At 71.3% G+C, this 17,035-nt stretch carries 20 protein-coding genes; 12 read left to right on the top strand and 8 right to left on the bottom strand.

Annotated elements, in window-relative coordinates; genetic code table 11:
* Positions 1-157: 157 nt before the first annotated feature.
* Together VM840_09230 and VM840_09225 are read right to left on the bottom strand one after the other, a co-directional pair.
* Positions 158-1,195, bottom strand: coding sequence for a mechanosensitive ion channel family protein (locus VM840_09230; protein ID HVL81760.1), 1,038 nt, complete (start codon positions 1,193-1,195; stop codon positions 158-160).
* 130 nt (positions 1,196-1,325) lie between these two features.
* Positions 1,326-1,733: a hypothetical protein gene (locus VM840_09225; GenBank protein HVL81759.1), complete on the bottom strand. Its 408-nt coding sequence runs from the start codon at positions 1,731-1,733 to the stop codon at positions 1,326-1,328.
* Between the two features lie 109 nt (positions 1,734-1,842).
* Between VM840_09225 and VM840_09220 the strand changes: the two genes are divergently transcribed.
* Genes VM840_09220 through VM840_09200 form a run of 5 tightly spaced genes read left to right on the top strand, consistent with a single transcriptional unit; the run spans position 1,843 to position 5,973 of the window.
* On the top strand, positions 1,843-2,076 hold the full coding sequence (locus tag VM840_09220; protein ID HVL81758.1) for a DUF3107 domain-containing protein: 234 nt from the start codon (positions 1,843-1,845) through the stop codon (positions 2,074-2,076).
* A gap of 3 nt (positions 2,077-2,079) precedes the next feature.
* On the top strand, positions 2,080-3,726 hold the full coding sequence (locus VM840_09215) for a thiamine pyrophosphate-binding protein (protein ID HVL81757.1): 1,647 nt from the start codon (positions 2,080-2,082) through the stop codon (positions 3,724-3,726).
* A 20-nt stretch (positions 3,727-3,746) separates the two neighbouring features.
* Positions 3,747-4,736 (top strand): ATP-binding cassette domain-containing protein, encoded by a 990-nt coding sequence (locus tag VM840_09210; GenBank protein ID HVL81756.1) that lies wholly within the window; start codon positions 3,747-3,749, stop codon positions 4,734-4,736.
* Positions 4,736-5,557, top strand: a complete 822-nt coding sequence (locus VM840_09205; GenBank protein HVL81755.1) for an ABC transporter permease — start codon at positions 4,736-4,738, stop codon at positions 5,555-5,557. The genes VM840_09210 and VM840_09205 overlap by 1 nt, the downstream gene beginning before the upstream one ends.
* Positions 5,554-5,973: a PaaI family thioesterase gene (locus tag VM840_09200; protein ID HVL81754.1), complete on the top strand. Its 420-nt coding sequence runs from the start codon at positions 5,554-5,556 to the stop codon at positions 5,971-5,973. The genes VM840_09205 and VM840_09200 overlap by 4 nt, the downstream gene beginning before the upstream one ends.
* Here VM840_09200 and VM840_09195 read toward each other — a convergent pair.
* Together VM840_09195 and VM840_09190 are read right to left on the bottom strand one after the other, a co-directional pair.
* The gene (locus tag VM840_09195) at positions 5,948-7,615 is read right to left on the bottom strand and encodes a cation:proton antiporter family protein (protein ID HVL81753.1); all 1,668 of its coding nucleotides are present in this window, start codon (positions 7,613-7,615) and stop codon (positions 5,948-5,950) included. The genes VM840_09200 and VM840_09195 overlap by 26 nt on opposite strands.
* Before the next feature lie 4 nt (positions 7,616-7,619).
* Complete coding sequence (locus tag VM840_09190) at positions 7,620-8,444, bottom strand: PHP domain-containing protein (protein HVL81752.1); 825 nt, start codon at positions 8,442-8,444, stop codon at positions 7,620-7,622.
* Positions 8,445-8,462: 18 nt separating this feature from the next.
* On the opposite strand from VM840_09190, the gene VM840_09185 reads away from it, so the two are divergent.
* Genes VM840_09185 through VM840_09170 form a run of 4 tightly spaced genes read left to right on the top strand, consistent with a single transcriptional unit; the run spans position 8,463 to position 11,709 of the window.
* Positions 8,463-9,884, top strand: coding sequence for a LutB/LldF family L-lactate oxidation iron-sulfur protein (locus tag VM840_09185; protein HVL81751.1), 1,422 nt, complete (start codon positions 8,463-8,465; stop codon positions 9,882-9,884).
* Entirely contained in the window at positions 9,881-10,510 is a 630-nt protein-coding gene (locus VM840_09180; GenBank protein HVL81750.1) for an LUD domain-containing protein, read from the top strand. Before VM840_09185 ends, VM840_09180 begins: the two co-directional genes overlap by 4 nt.
* Before the next feature lie 12 nt (positions 10,511-10,522).
* A complete protein-coding gene (locus VM840_09175) occupies positions 10,523-10,738 on the top strand; it encodes a dodecin family protein (GenBank protein HVL81749.1) in 216 nt (71 codons plus the stop codon).
* Entirely contained in the window at positions 10,735-11,709 is a 975-nt protein-coding gene (locus VM840_09170; GenBank protein ID HVL81748.1) for an MBL fold metallo-hydrolase, read from the top strand. Before VM840_09175 ends, VM840_09170 begins: the two co-directional genes overlap by 4 nt.
* Positions 11,710-11,715: 6 nt before the next feature.
* Here the strand turns inward: VM840_09170 and VM840_09165 are convergent, their stop codons facing one another.
* Positions 11,716-12,348, bottom strand: a complete 633-nt coding sequence (locus VM840_09165) for an O-methyltransferase (GenBank protein ID HVL81747.1) — start codon at positions 12,346-12,348, stop codon at positions 11,716-11,718.
* Between the two features lie 84 nt (positions 12,349-12,432).
* On the opposite strand from VM840_09165, the gene VM840_09160 reads away from it, so the two are divergent.
* Positions 12,433-12,597 (top strand): hypothetical protein, encoded by a 165-nt coding sequence (locus VM840_09160; protein ID HVL81746.1) that lies wholly within the window; start codon positions 12,433-12,435, stop codon positions 12,595-12,597.
* Here VM840_09160 and VM840_09155 read toward each other — a convergent pair.
* Complete coding sequence (locus VM840_09155; protein HVL81745.1) at positions 12,594-13,403, bottom strand: alpha/beta fold hydrolase; 810 nt, start codon at positions 13,401-13,403, stop codon at positions 12,594-12,596. The genes VM840_09160 and VM840_09155 overlap by 4 nt on opposite strands.
* Positions 13,403-14,557, bottom strand: coding sequence for an acyl-CoA dehydrogenase family protein (locus tag VM840_09150; protein HVL81744.1), 1,155 nt, complete (start codon positions 14,555-14,557; stop codon positions 13,403-13,405). The genes VM840_09155 and VM840_09150 overlap by 1 nt, the downstream gene beginning before the upstream one ends.
* 69 nt (positions 14,558-14,626) lie before the next feature.
* Here VM840_09150 and VM840_09145 point away from each other — a divergent pair, with 69 nt between their 5' ends.
* Positions 14,627-15,559, top strand: a complete 933-nt coding sequence (locus VM840_09145) for an ArsA-related P-loop ATPase (protein ID HVL81743.1) — start codon at positions 14,627-14,629, stop codon at positions 15,557-15,559.
* Positions 15,546-16,694, top strand: coding sequence for an ArsA-related P-loop ATPase (locus tag VM840_09140; GenBank protein ID HVL81742.1), 1,149 nt, complete (start codon positions 15,546-15,548; stop codon positions 16,692-16,694). Before VM840_09145 ends, VM840_09140 begins: the two co-directional genes overlap by 14 nt.
* 5 nt (positions 16,695-16,699) lie before the next feature.
* On the opposite strand, the gene VM840_09135 is transcribed toward VM840_09140, so the two are convergent.
* Positions 16,700-17,035: peroxiredoxin-like family protein (locus tag VM840_09135; protein ID HVL81741.1), on the bottom strand; the 336-nt coding region annotated here is incomplete at its 5' end.

Raw genomic sequence — 17,035 nt, 5'->3', positions numbered from 1 at the left:
GGTCGACGGTGTTCCTACAAGCGAAAACCCACCCCCTGCAGTCGGTGAGCCTCTGGGGCCCAACCCCGCACCAAGAGCGGGTCGCTCGCGGTCGAGTATACGGGCTCCGTACCCCGACCACACCCAGATCGTCCCCCGGGGTCCGGCCCTCGAAACGCTACTCGATCGACCAGGGAGACTCGCGGAGCTCGTCGCTGCGCGGCTCCGGCCCGGCGGGTGCCGGGCGTGTCGGCTCGGGAGCCGGCGCGGGGTCCGGACGAGCGGGAGCCTCGGGAGCCGGGTCCGGACGGGCCGCCGCGTCGGGGCCCGGGCCAGCCTCGGTCCGGCCCGTCTCCCCGGCCGGGGCCGGCGCGTCCCCACTCGACCCGCCGTCGGCGCCGTCCCGCTCGGACGCGGGCCGCCTGCGCCTCCCCCCGCGCCTGGACCGTCGACGCGCCGCGGAGCCGGCCTCGTCGGACCCGTCCCCCCGGTCGAGGTCGCTCTCGGATGCGTCGTCGGACCCGTCGCCGGCGGCCGCTCCGGCCGCGACCGCACCCTCTGCGCGCTGGCGGGGGGTCCGCTCCGACCGGGAGCGCGGTCTGTCCCCCTGTCGGGGGGTCCGGCCGCGCCCGCCTCTCTCTCCGCGCGACCGGGTCCGGCTCTCGCCGCCGGTGAAGGTGCGCACAGCGGTGATCGACCCGTTGGGGACGAAGACGCGGTTGCCGTCCTCCTCGCGGACGACCGTGATCCTGAGGCCGATCCCCTCGACCGTGCCCTCGATATCGGGTCCGAACAGCCTGACCCGGTCGCCCACCCCGAACTGACCCTCGAGGAGGATCGAGAGCCCCGCGAAGACGTCCTTCAGCAGGGTCTGAGCGGAGAAGGCGGCGATCAAGCCGACCACACCCGTCACCGCGATGGCGCCGTTCGCCCGCGGTCCGACGATGGACAGGGCGCCCGCGAGGACGAGCACGAGGACGACGTATTTCCAGACCGACAGGAGGAGGGACCGCGTGGTGGCGGCCCGCGCGCTGAGCGACGCGGTGAGGGGGTGCTTCGGGACGGCGATCCGCTTTATCACGAGGCGTCCCACCGCGTAGAGGACGATCCCGAACACGATCAGGCCGGCGAACGACACGAGCCGCTCCAGTAGTCGCGCTATGTCGGCGTCCATCCAGACCGGGGCCTGGGTCATGCCGAGGGAGGTCGAGAGCACGTTCTTCCTTTCGTCCGAGGCCGGCCCGGGAGGGCGGCGGGGTTGATGCCTCCTACTCTACATAGGGGCCCACGGACGACCCGCGAAGCAACACGCGGGTCACGTCACGTGCCCGCGCTCTGGGGTCGGCCTACGGAACGGCGACGCCGACCTCGCGGTCGGGGTCGGCCACACAGGCGGAGGGTCCGCCGCCGGAGATGGAGGCGCGGGCGTCGACGTCCGTCGGGACGCCTGCCGCCGCCGTCCCCGACCGCCACGCGGCAACCTCGGCCCCCGATGGCGACGCCGATACGAAGACGACCGTCTGCGCCGTCGACCGCGGGAGCCCGCCGCCGTGCGTGCCCCCTCGCACGTAGACCTTCCCCGAGGCGACGTCGCCGTCGACGGAGAGGTGGTGCTGGAGGTTCCCGACGGGCCCGACGGTGGTGCCTCGAGCCCCCGGGTCGGGAGGCATGTCACACCCCGTCACGAGACCGGCGTGCGCCGGTGCGCCTACCGAGACGACGAGCGCGGTCAGCATGAGCGTGCGCCTGATCATGGGGATGCGTTCGACGCGTGGATGCCCATCTCCTGCTCGGCTCCCGGCGCGACCCCGCGGGGCGGGTGCTACCATTCCCGCGCCCACCGTACCCACCAGGAGGCACCCCATGGAGATCGCGATCGGCGTCGAGTTCACCGCGCGGGAGCTGCGGCTGGAGACGGACGGGTCGGCGGACGACGTCCGTCGTCAGGTCGAGGAGGCCTACTCCAGTGAGCAGCGGATGCTGTGGCTCACGGACACGAAGGGCAGACAGGTCGGCGTCCCCCTCTCGAAGCTGACGTACGTCGAGCTCGATCCCGGCGGGGAGTCCAAGCGGGTCGGGTTCTCGCTCCCGTCCTAGGCCGTGCGCGCGGCGGACGCCGTCTGCAGGTACCTCGAGGCCGAGGGGGTCTCCCACGTCTTCGGCAACCCGGGCACCACCGAGGTGCCGTTCATGGACGCGCTCGTGGACTCACCGCTGCGCTTCGTCCTATGCCTGCAGGAGAACGTGGCCGTCTCGGCCGCGGACGGGCTCGCCCAGGCGACGCGGCGTCCCCAGGTCGTCAACCTCCACACCGGACCCGGGCTGGCGCAGGGGATGTCGGGCCTGTACATGGCGGCCAAGCACCGGTCCCCCCTCGTCGTCACGGTCGGCAACGAGGACACCCGCTTCGCCCTCACCGAGCCGCTGCTGCGGGGCGAGGTGGTCGAGATGGCCAGGCCGCTCGCGAAGTGGGCCTACGAGACGAACTCGGTCGACGACGTGATCCCCTCGCTGAGGAGGGCGTTCAAGGTGGCTCGGACGCCGCCCTGCGGTCCGGTCGTCCTGTCCTGGCCGATGGACGTCCTGGCCCGCGAGGTCTCCGACGAGCTCGACCTCCGTCCGGCGGACCTCCCCTCTTCCCCGGCTCCCGACCCGGAGGCCGTGGAACGGGTCGCCTCGCTGCTCGCCTCCGCGGTCAACCCTGCCTTCGTGGCCGGTGACGACGTCGGCCGGACCCGCTGCGAGGAACTATTGATGGACGTCGCGACGCGGGTGGGCGCGAAGGTGTTCGGGGCGCCGTTGGCGCTGTTCCAGAACGTGCCCAACACCCACCCACTCCACGCCGGACCGCTCCCCCCCTTCCCCTCGATAGCCCGCGCCTTCCTCAACGGACACGACGTCGTGGTCGTCGTGGGAGCCAAGGCCTTCCTGCTCTACTACTTCCAGCCCGTCGATCCGGTGCCGCCCGACGCCACCCTCGTCCACGTGCACCCGGACCCGTGGGAGCTGGCGAAGAACTACCCGACCGAGGTGGCGGTGACCGCCACCGCGGACCGCTTCCTCCAGGCCCTCTCGGGCCTGGTCACCACGACCGCGGCGGCGAAGGAGCGGACCGCGGCCGCCGCGGCGTCCGACGCCCGGGCGGCGACCGAGACGTGGGCGCGCGCCGAGGCGGAGCGGGTGCCTCTCTCGGCCCCCGGCGTGGTGGCGATGGCACACGAGGTGCTCGGCGATGTCCGGGTCGTCGACGAGTCGGTCACCGCTTCCTTGCACGTACGGTCCGCCGCGCGCCTGCCCGACTCCGACTCCTACTTCGGACACAAGGGCGGCGCGCTCGGGTGGGGGGCGTCCGCCGCGGTGGGGGTGGCGCTGGCCGACCCTCGACGCCGCGTGCTCTGCACGCTCGGCGACGGCAGCCTGATGTACGTGCCGCAGGCCCTCTACACGGCCGCCCGGACGAGGGCGCGCATCACCTACGTCGTCTTCAACAACCGCGGGTACGCGATCATCAAGTCGGGGACCCGGGCCGCGAAGGGGCGGGCCTACGAGACCGACACCTACATCGGGATGGACATCGACGACCCGCCCGTCGACATGCTCTCGCTCGCGCGCGGGCTGGGAGCGGGAGCCGCGTCCGCGACGACCCCCGACGAGCTCCGCCACGCGCTCGAGGCGTCGGCCGCCCACGAGGGACCGTTCCTCATCGACTGCGCCACCGACCGGGCCATCCCCGACCTCCCGTTCTGAGCGCGTAGGCTGGCTGTCCGATGCCCCCGGTGATCCGCGCGTCCGAACTCGTCCGCCGCTACGGCCAGTTGGTGGCGGTCGACGGCGTCAGCTTCGAGGTCGAGCCGGGTGAGGCCTTCGGTTTCCTCGGACCCAACGGCGCGGGCAAGACGACCACCATCTCCATCCTCTGTACCCTGCTGTCCCCGACCTCGGGCAGCGCCGAGGTGAACGGGTTCGACGTGGTGGCCCATCGCGATGCCGTCCGGGCGTCCATCGGCATCGTCTTCCAGGACCCGTCCCTCGACATCAACCTGACCGCGCGGGAGAACCTGCGCTTCCACGCCGACGTCTACGGGGTGCCGCGAGGCGAGGCGGAGGCGCGGATGGGGGCGCTGCTCGAGATGGTCGACCTGACCGAGCGCGCGGACAAGCCGGTGATGACGTTCTCCGGGGGGATGCGACGCCGGCTCGAGCTCGCGCGCGGGCTGCTCCATCGGCCGATCGTGCTCTTCCTCGACGAGCCGACCATCGGCCTGGACCCCCAGTCGCGCAAGCAGATGTGGAGCTACATCCTCGACCTCGCCCGGGAGGAGGGCATCACGTTGTTCCTGACCACCCATTACCTCGACGAGGCCGAGCACTGCGGGCGCATCGCGATCATGGACCACGGCCGCATCATCGCCCTCGACACCCCCGCCGGGCTGAAGCGCAGCGTGGGCGGCGACGCCCTGACCCTGCGGACGGACGACGACGCCGCCGCGGCGACGTTCCTCCGTGAGGAACTGGCTCTCGAACCGACCTCGATCTCCGACGGTCTCCACGTGGCCGTGCCGGACGGCGACGCGGCCATCCCGAGGATCCTCGGCGCGCTCCCCGTCGCGGTGAGGTCGGTAACCATGTCGCGGCCCACGCTCGACGATGTCTTCATCGAGCTCACCGGCCGCCACATCCGCGAGGAGGAGGGGTCGGCGGGGGACATGCTGCGCGCGCACATGGCGGCCCGGATGAGGTCCGGAGGGAGGGTCTGATGGCGGTGGCCGCGCGGAAGCCGGTGGAGCTGCCGAACCGCCTCGTCCGCGACGTCCGGGGAGCCCGGACGATCTGGCGCCGCGAGATGATCCGTTTCTTCCGGGAGCGTGCGCGGGTCGTCACGTCGTTCGTCCAGCCGCTCCTCTACCTGCTCGTCTTCGGGACGGGGTTGGGCGCCTCCGTGCGCACGGCGGCCATCGGCACCGACTACCAGACCTTCCTGCTCCCCGGCGTGATCGTGATGACCTGCCTCTTCACGTCGATGTTCGCGTCCGTGTCGATCACCTGGGACCGGGAGTTCGGATTCCTCAAGGAGATCCTCGTCGCGCCGGTCGGACGGTCATCGATCGTCGCGGGCAAGGTCGCGGGCGGCGCCACCACCTCGTCGATGCAGGGGCTGGCCATACTCGTGATGGCGCCCCTGATAGGCGTCTCGCTCGTGCCCTGGCGTGTCCTCGCCGTCGCTCCGATCCTGATCGTGTTCGCGCTCGCCATCAACGGGCTGGGCATCGCCATCGCGTCGAAGATCTCGACGATGCAGGGGTTCATGGTCGTCATGAACTTCATCACCCTGCCGCTGTTCTTCCTGTCCGGCGCCCTCTTCCCCCTGGACACGGTGCCCGCCTGGCTGCGCACCCTCGCCTACCTCGACCCGGCGGCATACGCGGTGGACGCCATCCGCCGCACGCTCCTCGGGATACCGGCCCAGATCCGCATCGGCGGGGAGCCGGTCCCGATCCTGGCCGAGGTCGCGGTCCTGGGCGTCTTCGGAGCCGTGATGGTCCTGCTCGCCGCGCGCGGGTTCGACAGGCAGCCGTGACCGATCCGCTGGACGAGGCGGAGGTCCGGCAGCGGATCGCCGGCTCCCCCTACCACCGGTGGGCGGGCACGGAACTGGTCACGTACCAGCCCGGCGTCGTCACCATCGCCGCCGAGATAGAGGAGCACCACCACAACCCGCAGGGGATCGTCCACGGGGGCGTGCTGGCCGGGCTCCTCGACACCGCCTGCGGGCTCGCGCTCCGCAGCCTCCTGCCGGCCGACCGGACGCACCGGACGGTCCAGCTGTCGATCAACTACCTGAAGGCGGCGAGGTCCGGACGGATCACCGCGACCGGGCGGGCGGTCCACAAGGGTCGGAGCATGGGCGTGGCCGAGGCGGAGGCGCGCGACGATCGGGACCGGGTCCTCGCCCGGGCCACGGCCACCTTCATGACCCTCCCGGCTGCGCGGTAGCGTCCTTCGGGGAAACGAGGTCGGAGGCCAGGATCGCGGCGGCGAACAGGGCGGCGTCGGCGTACGGCCTGAGGACCTCGTGGGCGCCGAGCTCGAGGAGCCTCTCCGCGTCGTGGGCGGTGTGGGCGGTGACCGCGATGCGCCCCTCGAACCCCTCGGCGTGCAGCACCCGGATCATCGCAGCGTTCAGGTCCCGGTCAGGGACGCTGCTCACCACCCAACGGGCATGCTCGAGGGGCAGGAGGTGGAACAGAGCGGCGTCGGCGGCGTCCCCGTAGACGGCGTGGACCCCGTCCCGCTTCGCCTGCGCGACCGCCTCGGGGTCGAAGTCCACGCCGTAGACCTCGAAGCCGTCGTCCTTCAACCGCTTCACCAGACGGCCGCCGAGCCGCCCCAGCCCGAAGACGACGACGTCCGGGTCGACGTCCGAGCCGTCCGCGGCGTCCGCCCCGACGCTCGGCGCGGTCGATCTCTCGAACGCCCCCAGCGGTTCCTCGAGGATCTCGAAGAGCCTCTGCGAGTTCGTGATCATGTAGGCCGACAGGGTGATCGTGAAGAGGGCGACCAGGGTCACCACCCCCATGACCTGTTCGTCCACGTGTCCGATCCCGATGCCGAGGGTCACCAGGATCAGCGAGAACTCGCTGATCTGCGCGAGCGCGCTGCCGGCGAAGAAGCTGGTCCGCCTGCGGTAACCCATCGCCCCCATCACGGCCATCACGAGCACCGGCTTCCCGACGAGCACGAAGAGCGACAGCACCGCCGCCATCGCGAGCGCGCGTCCGGGTGACTGGAACGAGAGACGGGCCCCCAGATCGACGAAGAAGAAGAGCAGGAGGAAGTCGCGCAGGCTCGTGAGGCGTACGCTCAGCGCCTCCCGGTAGCCCGACGAGGCCAGGGAGAACCCGCCCAGGAAGGCGCCGAGTTCACGGGACAGCCCCACGGCGTCTCCCACGGTGGCCAGGAACATGCCCCAGGCGAACGCGAAGAGGAGCATCAGCTCCGAGGAGCGGGCCAGCGCGTGCATCACGCGGGGCAGGACGTACCTCATCAGCACGCCGAGCAGGATCGCGCACCCGAGGATGACCGCGGGCCCGGCCCAGCCCGGGAGGGCGATCTGGTCGGCCAGGTCGCTCTTCGAGGCGCCCAGCGCGGCCATGATGGCGACGACGGCGATGTCCTGCACGATGAGGACGCCCAGGGCGATGCGGCCGTGCAGGGAATCGATCTCCCGCCTGTCCGAGAGCACCTTCACGATGATCACCGTGGAGGAGAACATCAGAGCGGCACCGATGTAGAGGGCGGCCGTCACCCCCGCCCCCATCAGCAGGGAGAGCCCGACGCCCCCGGCGAACGTAACGGCCATCTGGGCCAGACCCGTCGCCACCGCCACCGGGCCGAGGTGGCGGATCAGCTGGATGTCGAGCTTCAGTCCGACCACGAACAGCAGGAGGGTGATCCCCAGCTCCGCGAGCAGGCCCATCTCCTCGCGGGCGGACACCCGGTCGAACCCCGACGGGCCGATCAGGATCCCGATGGCCACGAAGGCGATGATCAGGGGCTGTCGGAGCCGGATGGCGATCGCGCCGCCCAGGGCGGCGACCACCACGATGAGAGCGATCTCGTAGAAGGGGTTCGGCACGCGGCTACCCTAACGCGCGCTCCCGCAGGCGCTCGTACTGGCCGGGGTCGGTCGTGTAGGAGCCCGGCCTGGCCGAGTGGGGACCGTGGCAGTCCGAACCCCCCGTGCACACCAGGTCGAGCTCGGCGGCCAGCTTCCGCAGGGCCTTGCGGGCGGTCCGGTCGTGGTCGGGGTGCTCGACCTCGACGCCCGTCAGCCCCGCCTCGGCCAGCTCGACGATCAGTGGAGCCGGGACCGGCTCCGGGTGCCGCGCGCCGGGGTGGGCCACGACGGCGACGCCCCCCCAACCGGCTATCTCGGACACGGCCTCGACCGGGTCGAGCACCCGCCGGGGGACGTCGGCCAGTCCACCGTCCCCGAGGAGCCCCTGCGAGAACGCGGAGGAGACGGATGGGATGTGGCCGCGCGCCACGAGAGCGCGGGCGACGTGCGGGCGTCCCACCATGCCGCGGCCCGCCTCCGCCAGGACCTCTTCCATCGTGATCGCGTACCCCAGTCGGTTCAGCTGCTCGACCATCCGGTTCGCGCGGTGGGCCCGCTCGGCGCGCAGCCGCTCGGTGTAGGCCGAGATGCCCGACGAGCCCGGGTCCACGAACAGGCCGAGCATGTGGACCGGACGGCCGCCCCGCCGGCAGGACAGCTCGATCCCGGCGACCACCTCGACCCCGGCTCCCACTCCGGCCTCGGACGCCTCGGCCACGCCCTCGGTCGTGTCGTGGTCGGTGATGGCGAGGACGTCCACCCCGCAGTCGCGAGCGAAGGCCACCATCTCAGCGGGGGACAGGGTGCCGTCCGAAGCCGTCGTGTGCGCCTGGAGGTCGATCCGCATGTGCACAGGGTACGGGTCGTGCGGCGGACCTCCCCCATCCGCGACGATGGGGACGTGCAGGAGGTGCTCGCCACCACCACCCTCCGCCGCCGAGCCCGCGGCGCGCTCTCCGACGAGCGCCTGCGTCGCACCCTGCGCAGGGCGACCGACCGGTTCTCGCTGCTGCGCGGCGTCGGACAGCAGACGTTGAGCAACTGGGACGAGCTGCGCGATGCGGGCCGGGCGGTCCGGACCCGGGTGCTGGCCGACCTCCCGCGCATCCTCGAGCGCCTGTCCGAAAACGTCGAGGCCAACGGCGGACACGTCCACTGGGCGACCACGGCGCAGGAGGCGTCGTCCCTCGTGGTCGAGGTCGCCCGGCGCCGGGGGGCCCGGCTCGCCGTGAAGTCCAAGTCGATGGCGACGGAGGAGATCGCGCTCAACGACCACCTCGAGGCGGCCGGGATCGAGGTCGTGGAGACGGACCTCGGGGAGTGGATCGTCCAGCTCGCAGGGGAGACCCCTTCGCACATCCTCGCACCCGCCGTCCACCGGTCACGCGAGGAGATCGCCGAGTTGTTCGGCAGGGTGGCCGGCCACGCGGTCTCCGAGCTCCCGGAGGACCTGTGCGCGTTCGCGCGCCGCGAGCTGCGCGAGCGGTTCCTGCGCGCCGACCTCGGCATATCGGGCGTGAACCTGGCCGTCGCCGAGACCGGCTCGATCTTCATCGTGACCAACGAGGGCAACGGCAGGATGGTCACCTCGCTCCCACGCACCCATGTCGCGGTGATGGGCATGGAGCGCGTCGTCGAGACGTGGGATCAGCTCGAGCTCATGCTGGCCCTCCTGCCCCGGGCGGCCAGCGGGCAGGACATCACCGTCTACGCCAATGCCATGACCGGCCCGCGTCGGGCGGGGGAGGTGGACGGTCCGGACGAGTTCCACCTGGTGATCGTGGACAACGGCCGGTCCGAGATCCTGGGGACGGAGCTCCAGGAGATCCTGCACTGCATACGCTGCGGCGCGTGCCTCAACGTCTGTCCGGTGTACCGCCAGATCGGTGGCCACGCGTACGGGGGGGTCTACTCGGGTCCGGTGGGAGCCGTCCTCACCCCTCTCCTCGATCGCGCCCCGCACGCACCGGAGCTCGCCCAGGCCTCGAGCCTGTGTGGGGCGTGCTGGGAGGCCTGCCCCGTGCGGATCCCCCTTCACGACCTGCTCCTCGCGCTGCGCAGGCGGGAGGCGCCCTCGTTGCCCCGCGCGCAGCGCGCTGTGTGGCGAGCCTGGGCCGAGACGTGGAGCCGGCCGGCCGCCTACCGGGCCAGCGTCCGGACCGCCCGGACCGCCTCGCGGATCGTGCCGGAACGCATGGCCCCGGACGCATGGACGGACGGGCGCTCCCTCCCCCGGCCCCCGTCCGGACCCGGCTTCCGCGAGCGCTTCGATCGAGGCGAGCTGTGACGACGCGCGACGCCTTCCTCGCCCGGGTCCGCGCGCAACTCGGGACGGACGCGGATGTCGGGACGGGCTCCGTCGCGGTCCCCGAGCCGGCCTACGTGCGGGATCTCGCGGACCCGGTCGTGGCCTTCACCGAGGCCGCTCAGGGGTCCGGGGCGATCGTGAGACGGATCGTCACCGACGACGACCTCCGGGACCTCCTCGAGGAGACGGGAGCCCGCACGGTCGTCCGGACCCGTGACCCCGAGACGGCGGCCGTCCTGCCCCTGCTCTCGAGCGTGGGCATGGGAGAGGCCGCGTTCGACTCCCCCGGGGCGGCGGCGGCCGCCGACCTGGGGATCGCCGGGGGCGCGTGGGGGATCGCCGCCACCGGGTCGGTCGTGATCGACGCGGGACGCGCCGGCGGCCGGTCCGCCTCGCTGCTGCCGCCCGGCGTGCTGTTCCTGGTCGCTCGGGACCGCATCCTGACGACCGCGGCAGTGCTCTTCCGGCGGCTCGGCGAGCACTACCCAGAAGGCCTGCCGTCGCAGCTCGTGCTCGTCACCGGGCCAAGTCGGACGGCCGATATAGAGCTCGTCTTGACGGTCGGGGTGCACGGGCCCGGCCGGGTGTGGATCGCGATCGTGTAGAGGAGGGACGAGATGACGGTGACGAAGACGATCGACCTGTCCGGGACGTCTAGCGGATCGATAGAGGCGGCGGTGGAGCACGCGCTGGCCCGCGCCTCGGCGACGATCGCCGATATCGAGGGGTTCGAGATCGAGCGGATCACGGGGACGGTGGGACCGGACGGGATCGAGGGGTACCGCGTCTGGCTCAAGGTCACGTTCGTGGTGCAGGAGAAGCTCCACGAGTGACCGCACGAGAGCGGCCCTTCGTCGCCGCACCGTACCCGGGGATCATCAGGGTGACCCACGACATCCCGTTCCCGGGGCTGAAGCACGTCCACACCTACCTGGCCGACGGACCGGGAGGCGGCCTCGTCCTGGTGGACACCGCGCTCGGGGGCGGGGAATCCCTGGACCGGATCGAGCAGACGATCGCCTGGCTGGGCCGTGACATCACCGATCTCGAGCGGATCGTGCTGACGCACTGCCACCCGGACCACATCGGACTGGCGAGCGTCCTGCAGGAGAGATCGGGCGCCCCGGTGGTGTGTCACCCCAACGTCCGGACCGGGTTCGAGCTCATGCAGACGCCCGACAGGTGGCAGGCGGTCACCGATCATTACGCCGAGCACGGTCGCGAGACCGAGGACGTCAGCGCGCGCTTCTTCCTCTTCCCGATGCCCGAGACCTTCGAGTTCGTCGAACCGGGAGACGTGCTGAGGTTGGCCGACGGCGAGTGGGAGGTGCACTACACCCCGGGCCACGAGGTGGGCCACATCGCGCTTCACCGGGCCGCGGACGGCGTGTTGCTGAGCGGGGACACGCTGCTGCGCTCGATCACGCCCCACGTCGGCTACACGATCGACCCTCCCGACCCCCTTGGGCAGTTCCTCGACTCCCTCGCGCTCCTCGCGTCGCTCGACCCCAAGGTCGTGCTCGCCGGACACGGGCGCGTCTTCGCGGAGGGAGCCGAGCGGGCCCAGGCGATCAGGTGGCATCACCGACAGCGCCTGAAGCGGATCGAGGAGGTGCTGGCGCGTCACGGACCCATGACCGCGCTCGACACGGCGCGTCGGCTCTTCGACCGCGAGCTGCGCGACTTCATCGAACGATTGGCTCTCGCCGAGACGCTCTCGCACCTGGAGTACCTCCGGCTCAGGGAGCGCGCGGTTCGGGAGCGGGTGGACGGGCTCTGGGTGTACTCGCTCCCGTCGCGCTGAGCGGCGTCAGGACACGCGCAGGGCGACCATGAGGCCGTCGCGCGTGGGCACGATCACGGACAGGTAGTCGGGATCCTCGGCGACCATCGCATTGTGCTCGACGATGGCCTGCGTCGCCTCGTCGCGGTCCTCCTCCAAAACACGCCCCGACCACAGCGTGTTGTCGCAGATCCACAGGCCCCCGACGCGGACGCGGTCCCGCGCGTGCCGCCAGCACTCCGGGTACCCGACCTTGTCCACGTCGCAGTAGACGACGTCGAACTCGCCCTCTGTCTGCTTCAGGTGCGTCAGGGCGTCCCCGACGTGGTAGGTGACCCGGTCCCAGACTCCCGCGCGGGTGAGGTAGCCCTCGGCGGCGGATGCGTTGTGCGGGTCCCCGTCCGTGCAGTGGATCTCGCCCTGCTCCCCCACGGCGCGCGCGAACCACCAGGCCGAGTAGCCGTACCCGGAGCCGAGCTCGAACACCCGGCGGGCTCCCACGGAGCGGGCCAGCAGCTCGATGGTGACCCCGCACAGACGCCCCACGATCGGGAAGCCGTTCCGCGCCGCGTGGTCCTCCATCTCGATCAGTACGGGGTCGTCGTGGCGACGCACGAGCGTGGACATGTACGCCGAGATGCGGGGCTCCACCGGATGCATCGACCCAGGTTACAGGGCTTTCGGATCGCCACCTGTCGGGGTACACTCCCGACCGTTCCGGACATCCAGCGAGGAGAGGACCACGTGGACGAAGCGATCGCTGCCCTGGAGACCGCGCTCGAGGAGCTGCGAACAGCGCTCGAGACGCTCCCGGACGAGATGTCCGAGGACGTCGAGGCGATCATCGACCGGACCGAGGACCTCCTGGACGCACTGCGCCTGAAGAGCGGTCAGCCCCCCGAGGACTAGGACACGCGGCGCAGGAACCCCTCGAGGAGCCGGTTCACCTCATCCGGCGCCTCCAACGGCGTCGTGTGTCCGGCGTCGGCGATCACATGCAGCTCGGCTCCCGGTATGCCGGCCGCTATCGCCTCGGCGCGGGCGACGGGTATCGACGCGTCCTCTGCCCCATGGATCACGAGGGTGGGCACCCCGATCTCCCCTAGACGGTCGGCTACCGAGTCGCGGGTGATCAGTGCCTCGAGACCCTCGACGATGGCGGTGTGGTCCATGTCCTTGCCGCGGGCCACGTGCACCTTCAGGGCGTCCATCTCCTCGCGCAGGTAGCGGGGTCCGAACAGTAGCGGCAGGGAGGCGGCGGCCAGGTCGTCGGGGAGGAGCTCGCCCTCGAGGTCTCGGACGGCCTGCTGATAGCTGCGGTACAGGCCGATCCTGTCCTCCTCCTCTCCCCCCGCGTGCGTGTCGATCAGGACGAGGGAGCGGACGAGCTCGGGTCGCTGGAGCGCGAGGCGGAGCGAGATCATCCCGCCGGTGGACATCCCCACGAGGTGCGCGGGTCCGTCTCCGACGTGCTCCACGAAGGCGATCCAGTCGTCGACGATGTCCTGGAGTGCCCAGGGTCCGGGCGGACATTCGCTGAGACCGTGACCCCTCATGTCCCAGGCGACGCAGCGATGGGTGTCGGGGGTGTCCTCGAACTGAGGGGCGAACATCGTGTGGTCCATGAGGAACCCGTGGGCGAAGACGACCGGCTGTCCTTCGCCCTGCTCCACGTAGTGGATGCGGAAACCGCGTCCGTCGAAGTGGTGGGCCATCAGCGTGGGTTCAGCCCGAGCTGGCGGGAGAGGATCAGCTTCTGCACGTCCGACGTCCCCTCGACGATCACGTACATCCGGGCGTCGCGCAGGAGCCGCTCGATGGGGAACTCGTCGGCGATGTAGGCGTAGCCGCCGAACGTGCGGAACCCCTCGCTCGTGGCGCGCACGGCCGTCTCGGTGGCCATCAGCTTGGCCACGGCGATCTCCTTCGGCGTCTCCTGTCCGGCGTCCCACAGGCTGGCCGCCCAGTAGGTCGTGACGCGCGCCGACTCGATCTCGGCGGCCACCTGGGCGAGTCGGAAGGCGACGGCCTGGAAGTCACCGATCGGATGCCCGAAGGCGTCCCGCTCCCGCGCGTACTGCACAGAGACGTCCAGGGCCGCCTGCGCGGTGCCCAGCGCTCCCCCGGCGACGATCAACCGGCCTCCGTTGAGGGTCCTGGCCGCCCGCTTGAAGCCGCCGGTGGGCTCCCCGATCAGCGCGTCGTCGGGCACCTCGATGCCGTCGACGACCACCTCGCCGAGCTCGCCCGAACGGTGCCCCAGGGTCTTGAGGGGGCGGATCGCCTCGTCCGGGAGCCGGTCGCGGCCGAGGATGAAGTTGGCGATCCCGTTGTAGCCGAGGTCGCGGTCGGTGTAGGCGGTGAAGATGAAGAAGTTCGCGGAGGGGGCGCACGTGATGAACATCTTCGTGCCGTTCAGCACCCACGAGCCGTTGCGGCGCTCGGCCGTGGCGCGTATCCCGGCGACATCGGAGCCGGCGGCGGGCTCGGTCAGGGCGAACGCTCCTATCCACTCGCCGGACGTGACCTTCGGGATGTAGGTCTGTGCCTGCTCGGGGCTCCCGAACTCGAAGATCGGGTAGGACCCGATGTTGCCGGGGACGGAGAGCGCCGAGGCGATCCCGGCGTTCACGCGGCTCCCCGCCTCCCGCCAGAGGACCTCGGCCAGGATCCCCGCCTCGGACCCCCCGAGCGACGTCGGGTACCGCATGCCGATGAACCCCGCCTTGCCCGCCTTCGCGAAGAGCTCCTTGGGGAAGGTCTCGGTCCGCTCGGCCTCGTCGGCCACGGGCGCTATCTCGCGCTCCGCGAACGCGCGCGCGGACTCGCGCAGCGCAGAGAGCTCCTCGGACAGGGTGAAAGCGGTCATCGCACCTCCAGGTCGTGGGGACCATCATAGGGAGCCGGTCCGGGGCGACGCTTCGATAGGCTGGCCCGGATGCCCGTCCTCGACGACCTCTTCTCCCGCCGGATCGTGTTCGTGACGGGCAAGGGGGGGGTCGGGAAGTCGACCATCGCCGCCGCCTTGGCCCTGGAGGGTGCGCAGCGCGGCCGCCGGACGCTCTTGATCGATGTCGAGGCGAAGGGCGACGCGGCCCGCTTCCTCGACTCCGGGCCCCCGGGGTACGCGGCGAAGCAGGCGGGCGACGGGCTCTGGCACCTCGCGCTCGACCCGGCGGAGGCGCTCGACGAGTACCTCCGCGTGGGCCTCAAGATCCCGCGGATGTACCGCATAGGACCGCTGCACAAGGTCTTCGACTTCATCGCGACAGCCGCCCCGGGCATCCGCGAGGTGCTGATCGCCGGCAAGGTCGGGTTCGAGGAGAGGGCGGTTCGGGACGGGGCGAAGCGATGGGACCTGATCGTGGTCGACGCGGCTCCCTCTGGACAGGTGCTCTCCCACCTGAGGGGGCCGCGAACGCTCCAGGAGCTCGTAGGCGTGGGGCTGATACGCAACCAGACGGAGTGGGTGCGCGTCGTCCTCGAGGACCCCGCCGTGAGCGGCATCGTCGTCGTCTCGCTCGCCGAGGAGATGCCGGTGGCCGAGACGGCGGAGCTGATCGAGCAGGTGCCGACCCAGGTGGATACCCCGGTGCTCGCCGTCGTCGCGAACAGGATCGTGGAGCCGCTCGCCCACGCGAGCGCCCTCTCCGGGATCACCCCGGACATCCTCGGCGCCCCCACCGGTGCGCTCCAGGACGCGGTCGCCCTTCGCTCGCGCCTGGCCGCGAACCAGGCTCCCATGCGCGACCGACTCAGGTCCCTCGGCCCCCCGGTGCTCGAGGTCCCGTTGATGCCGGTCTCGCGTCACACGCTGTCGGTCACCCGGTCGGTCTCCGACGCCCTGCGGGAGGCCGATGTTGCGGGGTGAGGGGAACGGCCTGGCCGAGGCCATCGCCTCCAGCGGGATCCTCGTCGTGTGTGGGTCGGGCGGTGTCGGGAAGACCTCGGTCTCGGCGGCGCTCGCGCTCGCCGCGGCGCAGGACCGCAAGACGATCGTCCTCACCATCGACCCCGCGCGGAGGCTGGCCTCGGCGCTCGGCCTGGGAACCGGCCTCGGACACCACGAGGTCGAGGTGGAGATCGGGAGCGCGGGCGGCTCCCTGACCGCCGCCATGCTGGACATGAAGTCGGCCTGGGACGAGCTGGTCGACAGGTACTCGCCGGACGCCGAGGTGGCCCGGCACCTCAAGTCGAACCGCCTCTACCAGGGGCTGTCCGAGCATTTCGTCGGCTCGCAGGGGTACATGGCGATGGAGCGGCTCGCCGACCTTCACGACCGGGGGGTCTACGACCTGATCGTGATCGACACGCCGCCGACCCGGCACGCGCTGGACTTCCTGGACGCGCCGAAGCGCATGACCGATCTCGTCGGCGGGAACGTGCTGAAGTGGCTGGCCCGGCCCTACTCCGCGGCCGGACGGGTAGGCCTGCGCGCCTTCAACGTCACCGCCACCCCGTTCCTGAAGATCGCTGACCGGGTCCTCGGCTCCCAGCTGCTCGAGGACCTGTCTGCGTTCGTCGTCGACTTCCAGTCGCTGTACGACGCGTTCAAGGAGCGGGCGGCCGAGGTGCTCCAGATCATGCAGCAGCCCACGACCGGGTTCGTGGTGGTGACGACGCTCGAGGGCCCTCCGCTGGGGGAGGCCGGCTTCTTCATCGACCGGCTGGTCGACGAAGGGCTGCGACTGGCCGGCGTGGTGGCGAACAAGACCATCCCCGCCCGCTTCGCGGAGCCCGACGCGCGGGAGACCCTCGAGGCGCTGGACGTGGCCGACGTCCAGACGGTGGCGCGACCCCTCGGACTCGACGAGGACGCCACCCGGGCCGTCCTGTCCGAGGGAGCAGAGACGCTCAGGACGCTCCACGACCTGGCGACCAGGGATCTCCGGCGCGCGGAGGAGCTATCGAAGCGCGCCCGGACCCGGGTGATCTCGGTGCCCCTGCTCACGCAGGACGTCCACGACCTCGGGTCGCTCCGCGAGCTCGGGGACCACCTGCTCTGAGGCGGTCAGGACGCCCCGAGCGCCCCGAGGAGCACGTCCAGCGAGGGATTGTCCGCCGGGTCGCGGTTGTAGTGCGCGAGCCGGACCCGTCCCCCCTTCGAGACGACGAACGTGCCCGGCATCTGACGGACGTCCTGTCCGGTATGCGGGAGACCGGTGGTCAGCCCGCGTCGGTAGAGCTTCAACCCCTTCACCACCGTGGCCGGGCTCAGCCAGGTGGTGACGCCGGACCGTTCCAGCCCGAACGCGTCGTACCCCTCGCCTCCCGCGTCGGACAGGCACTCGAACGGCACGGACCGCTCACGGCAGTGGTTGCCTACGTTCCCGGGGCTCCCCTGGAA

The sequence above is a fragment of the Actinomycetota bacterium genome, assembly GCA_035540895.1.
In the GTDB taxonomy this organism is placed as follows: Bacteria; Actinomycetota; JAICYB01; order JAICYB01; family JAICYB01; genus DATLFR01.
Note: the sequence above shows the minus strand (reverse complement) of the source record. Positions and strands in the feature narration are given on the sequence as shown.

What these genes read in the sequence shown, in the direction of transcription:
- VM840_09210 (HVL81756.1), top strand. Translation starts at nt 3,747, where the DNA reads ATGCCCCCGGTGATCCGCGCGTCCGAACTCGTCCGCCGCTACGGCCAG.
- VM840_09145 (HVL81743.1), top strand. Translation starts at nt 14,627, where the DNA reads ATGCCCGTCCTCGACGACCTCTTCTCCCGCCGGATCGTGTTCGTGACG.
- VM840_09190 (HVL81752.1), bottom strand. Translation starts at nt 8,444, where the DNA reads ATGCGGATCGACCTCCAGGCGCACACGACGGCTTCGGACGGCACCCTG.
- VM840_09205 (HVL81755.1), top strand. Translation starts at nt 4,736, where the DNA reads ATGGCGGTGGCCGCGCGGAAGCCGGTGGAGCTGCCGAACCGCCTCGTC.
- VM840_09175 (HVL81749.1), top strand. Translation starts at nt 10,523, where the DNA reads ATGACGGTGACGAAGACGATCGACCTGTCCGGGACGTCTAGCGGATCG.
- VM840_09225 (HVL81759.1), bottom strand. Translation starts at nt 1,733, where the DNA reads ATGATCAGGCGCACGCTCATGCTGACCGCGCTCGTCGTCTCGGTAGGC.
- VM840_09165 (HVL81747.1), bottom strand. Translation starts at nt 12,348, where the DNA reads ATGCATCCGGTGGAGCCCCGCATCTCGGCGTACATGTCCACGCTCGTG.
- VM840_09155 (HVL81745.1), bottom strand. Translation starts at nt 13,403, where the DNA reads ATGGCCCACCACTTCGACGGACGCGGTTTCCGCATCCACTACGTGGAG.
- VM840_09150 (HVL81744.1), bottom strand. Translation starts at nt 14,557, where the DNA reads ATGACCGCTTTCACCCTGTCCGAGGAGCTCTCTGCGCTGCGCGAGTCC.
- VM840_09220 (HVL81758.1), top strand. Translation starts at nt 1,843, where the DNA reads ATGGAGATCGCGATCGGCGTCGAGTTCACCGCGCGGGAGCTGCGGCTG.
- VM840_09140 (HVL81742.1), top strand. Translation starts at nt 15,546, where the DNA reads ATGTTGCGGGGTGAGGGGAACGGCCTGGCCGAGGCCATCGCCTCCAGC.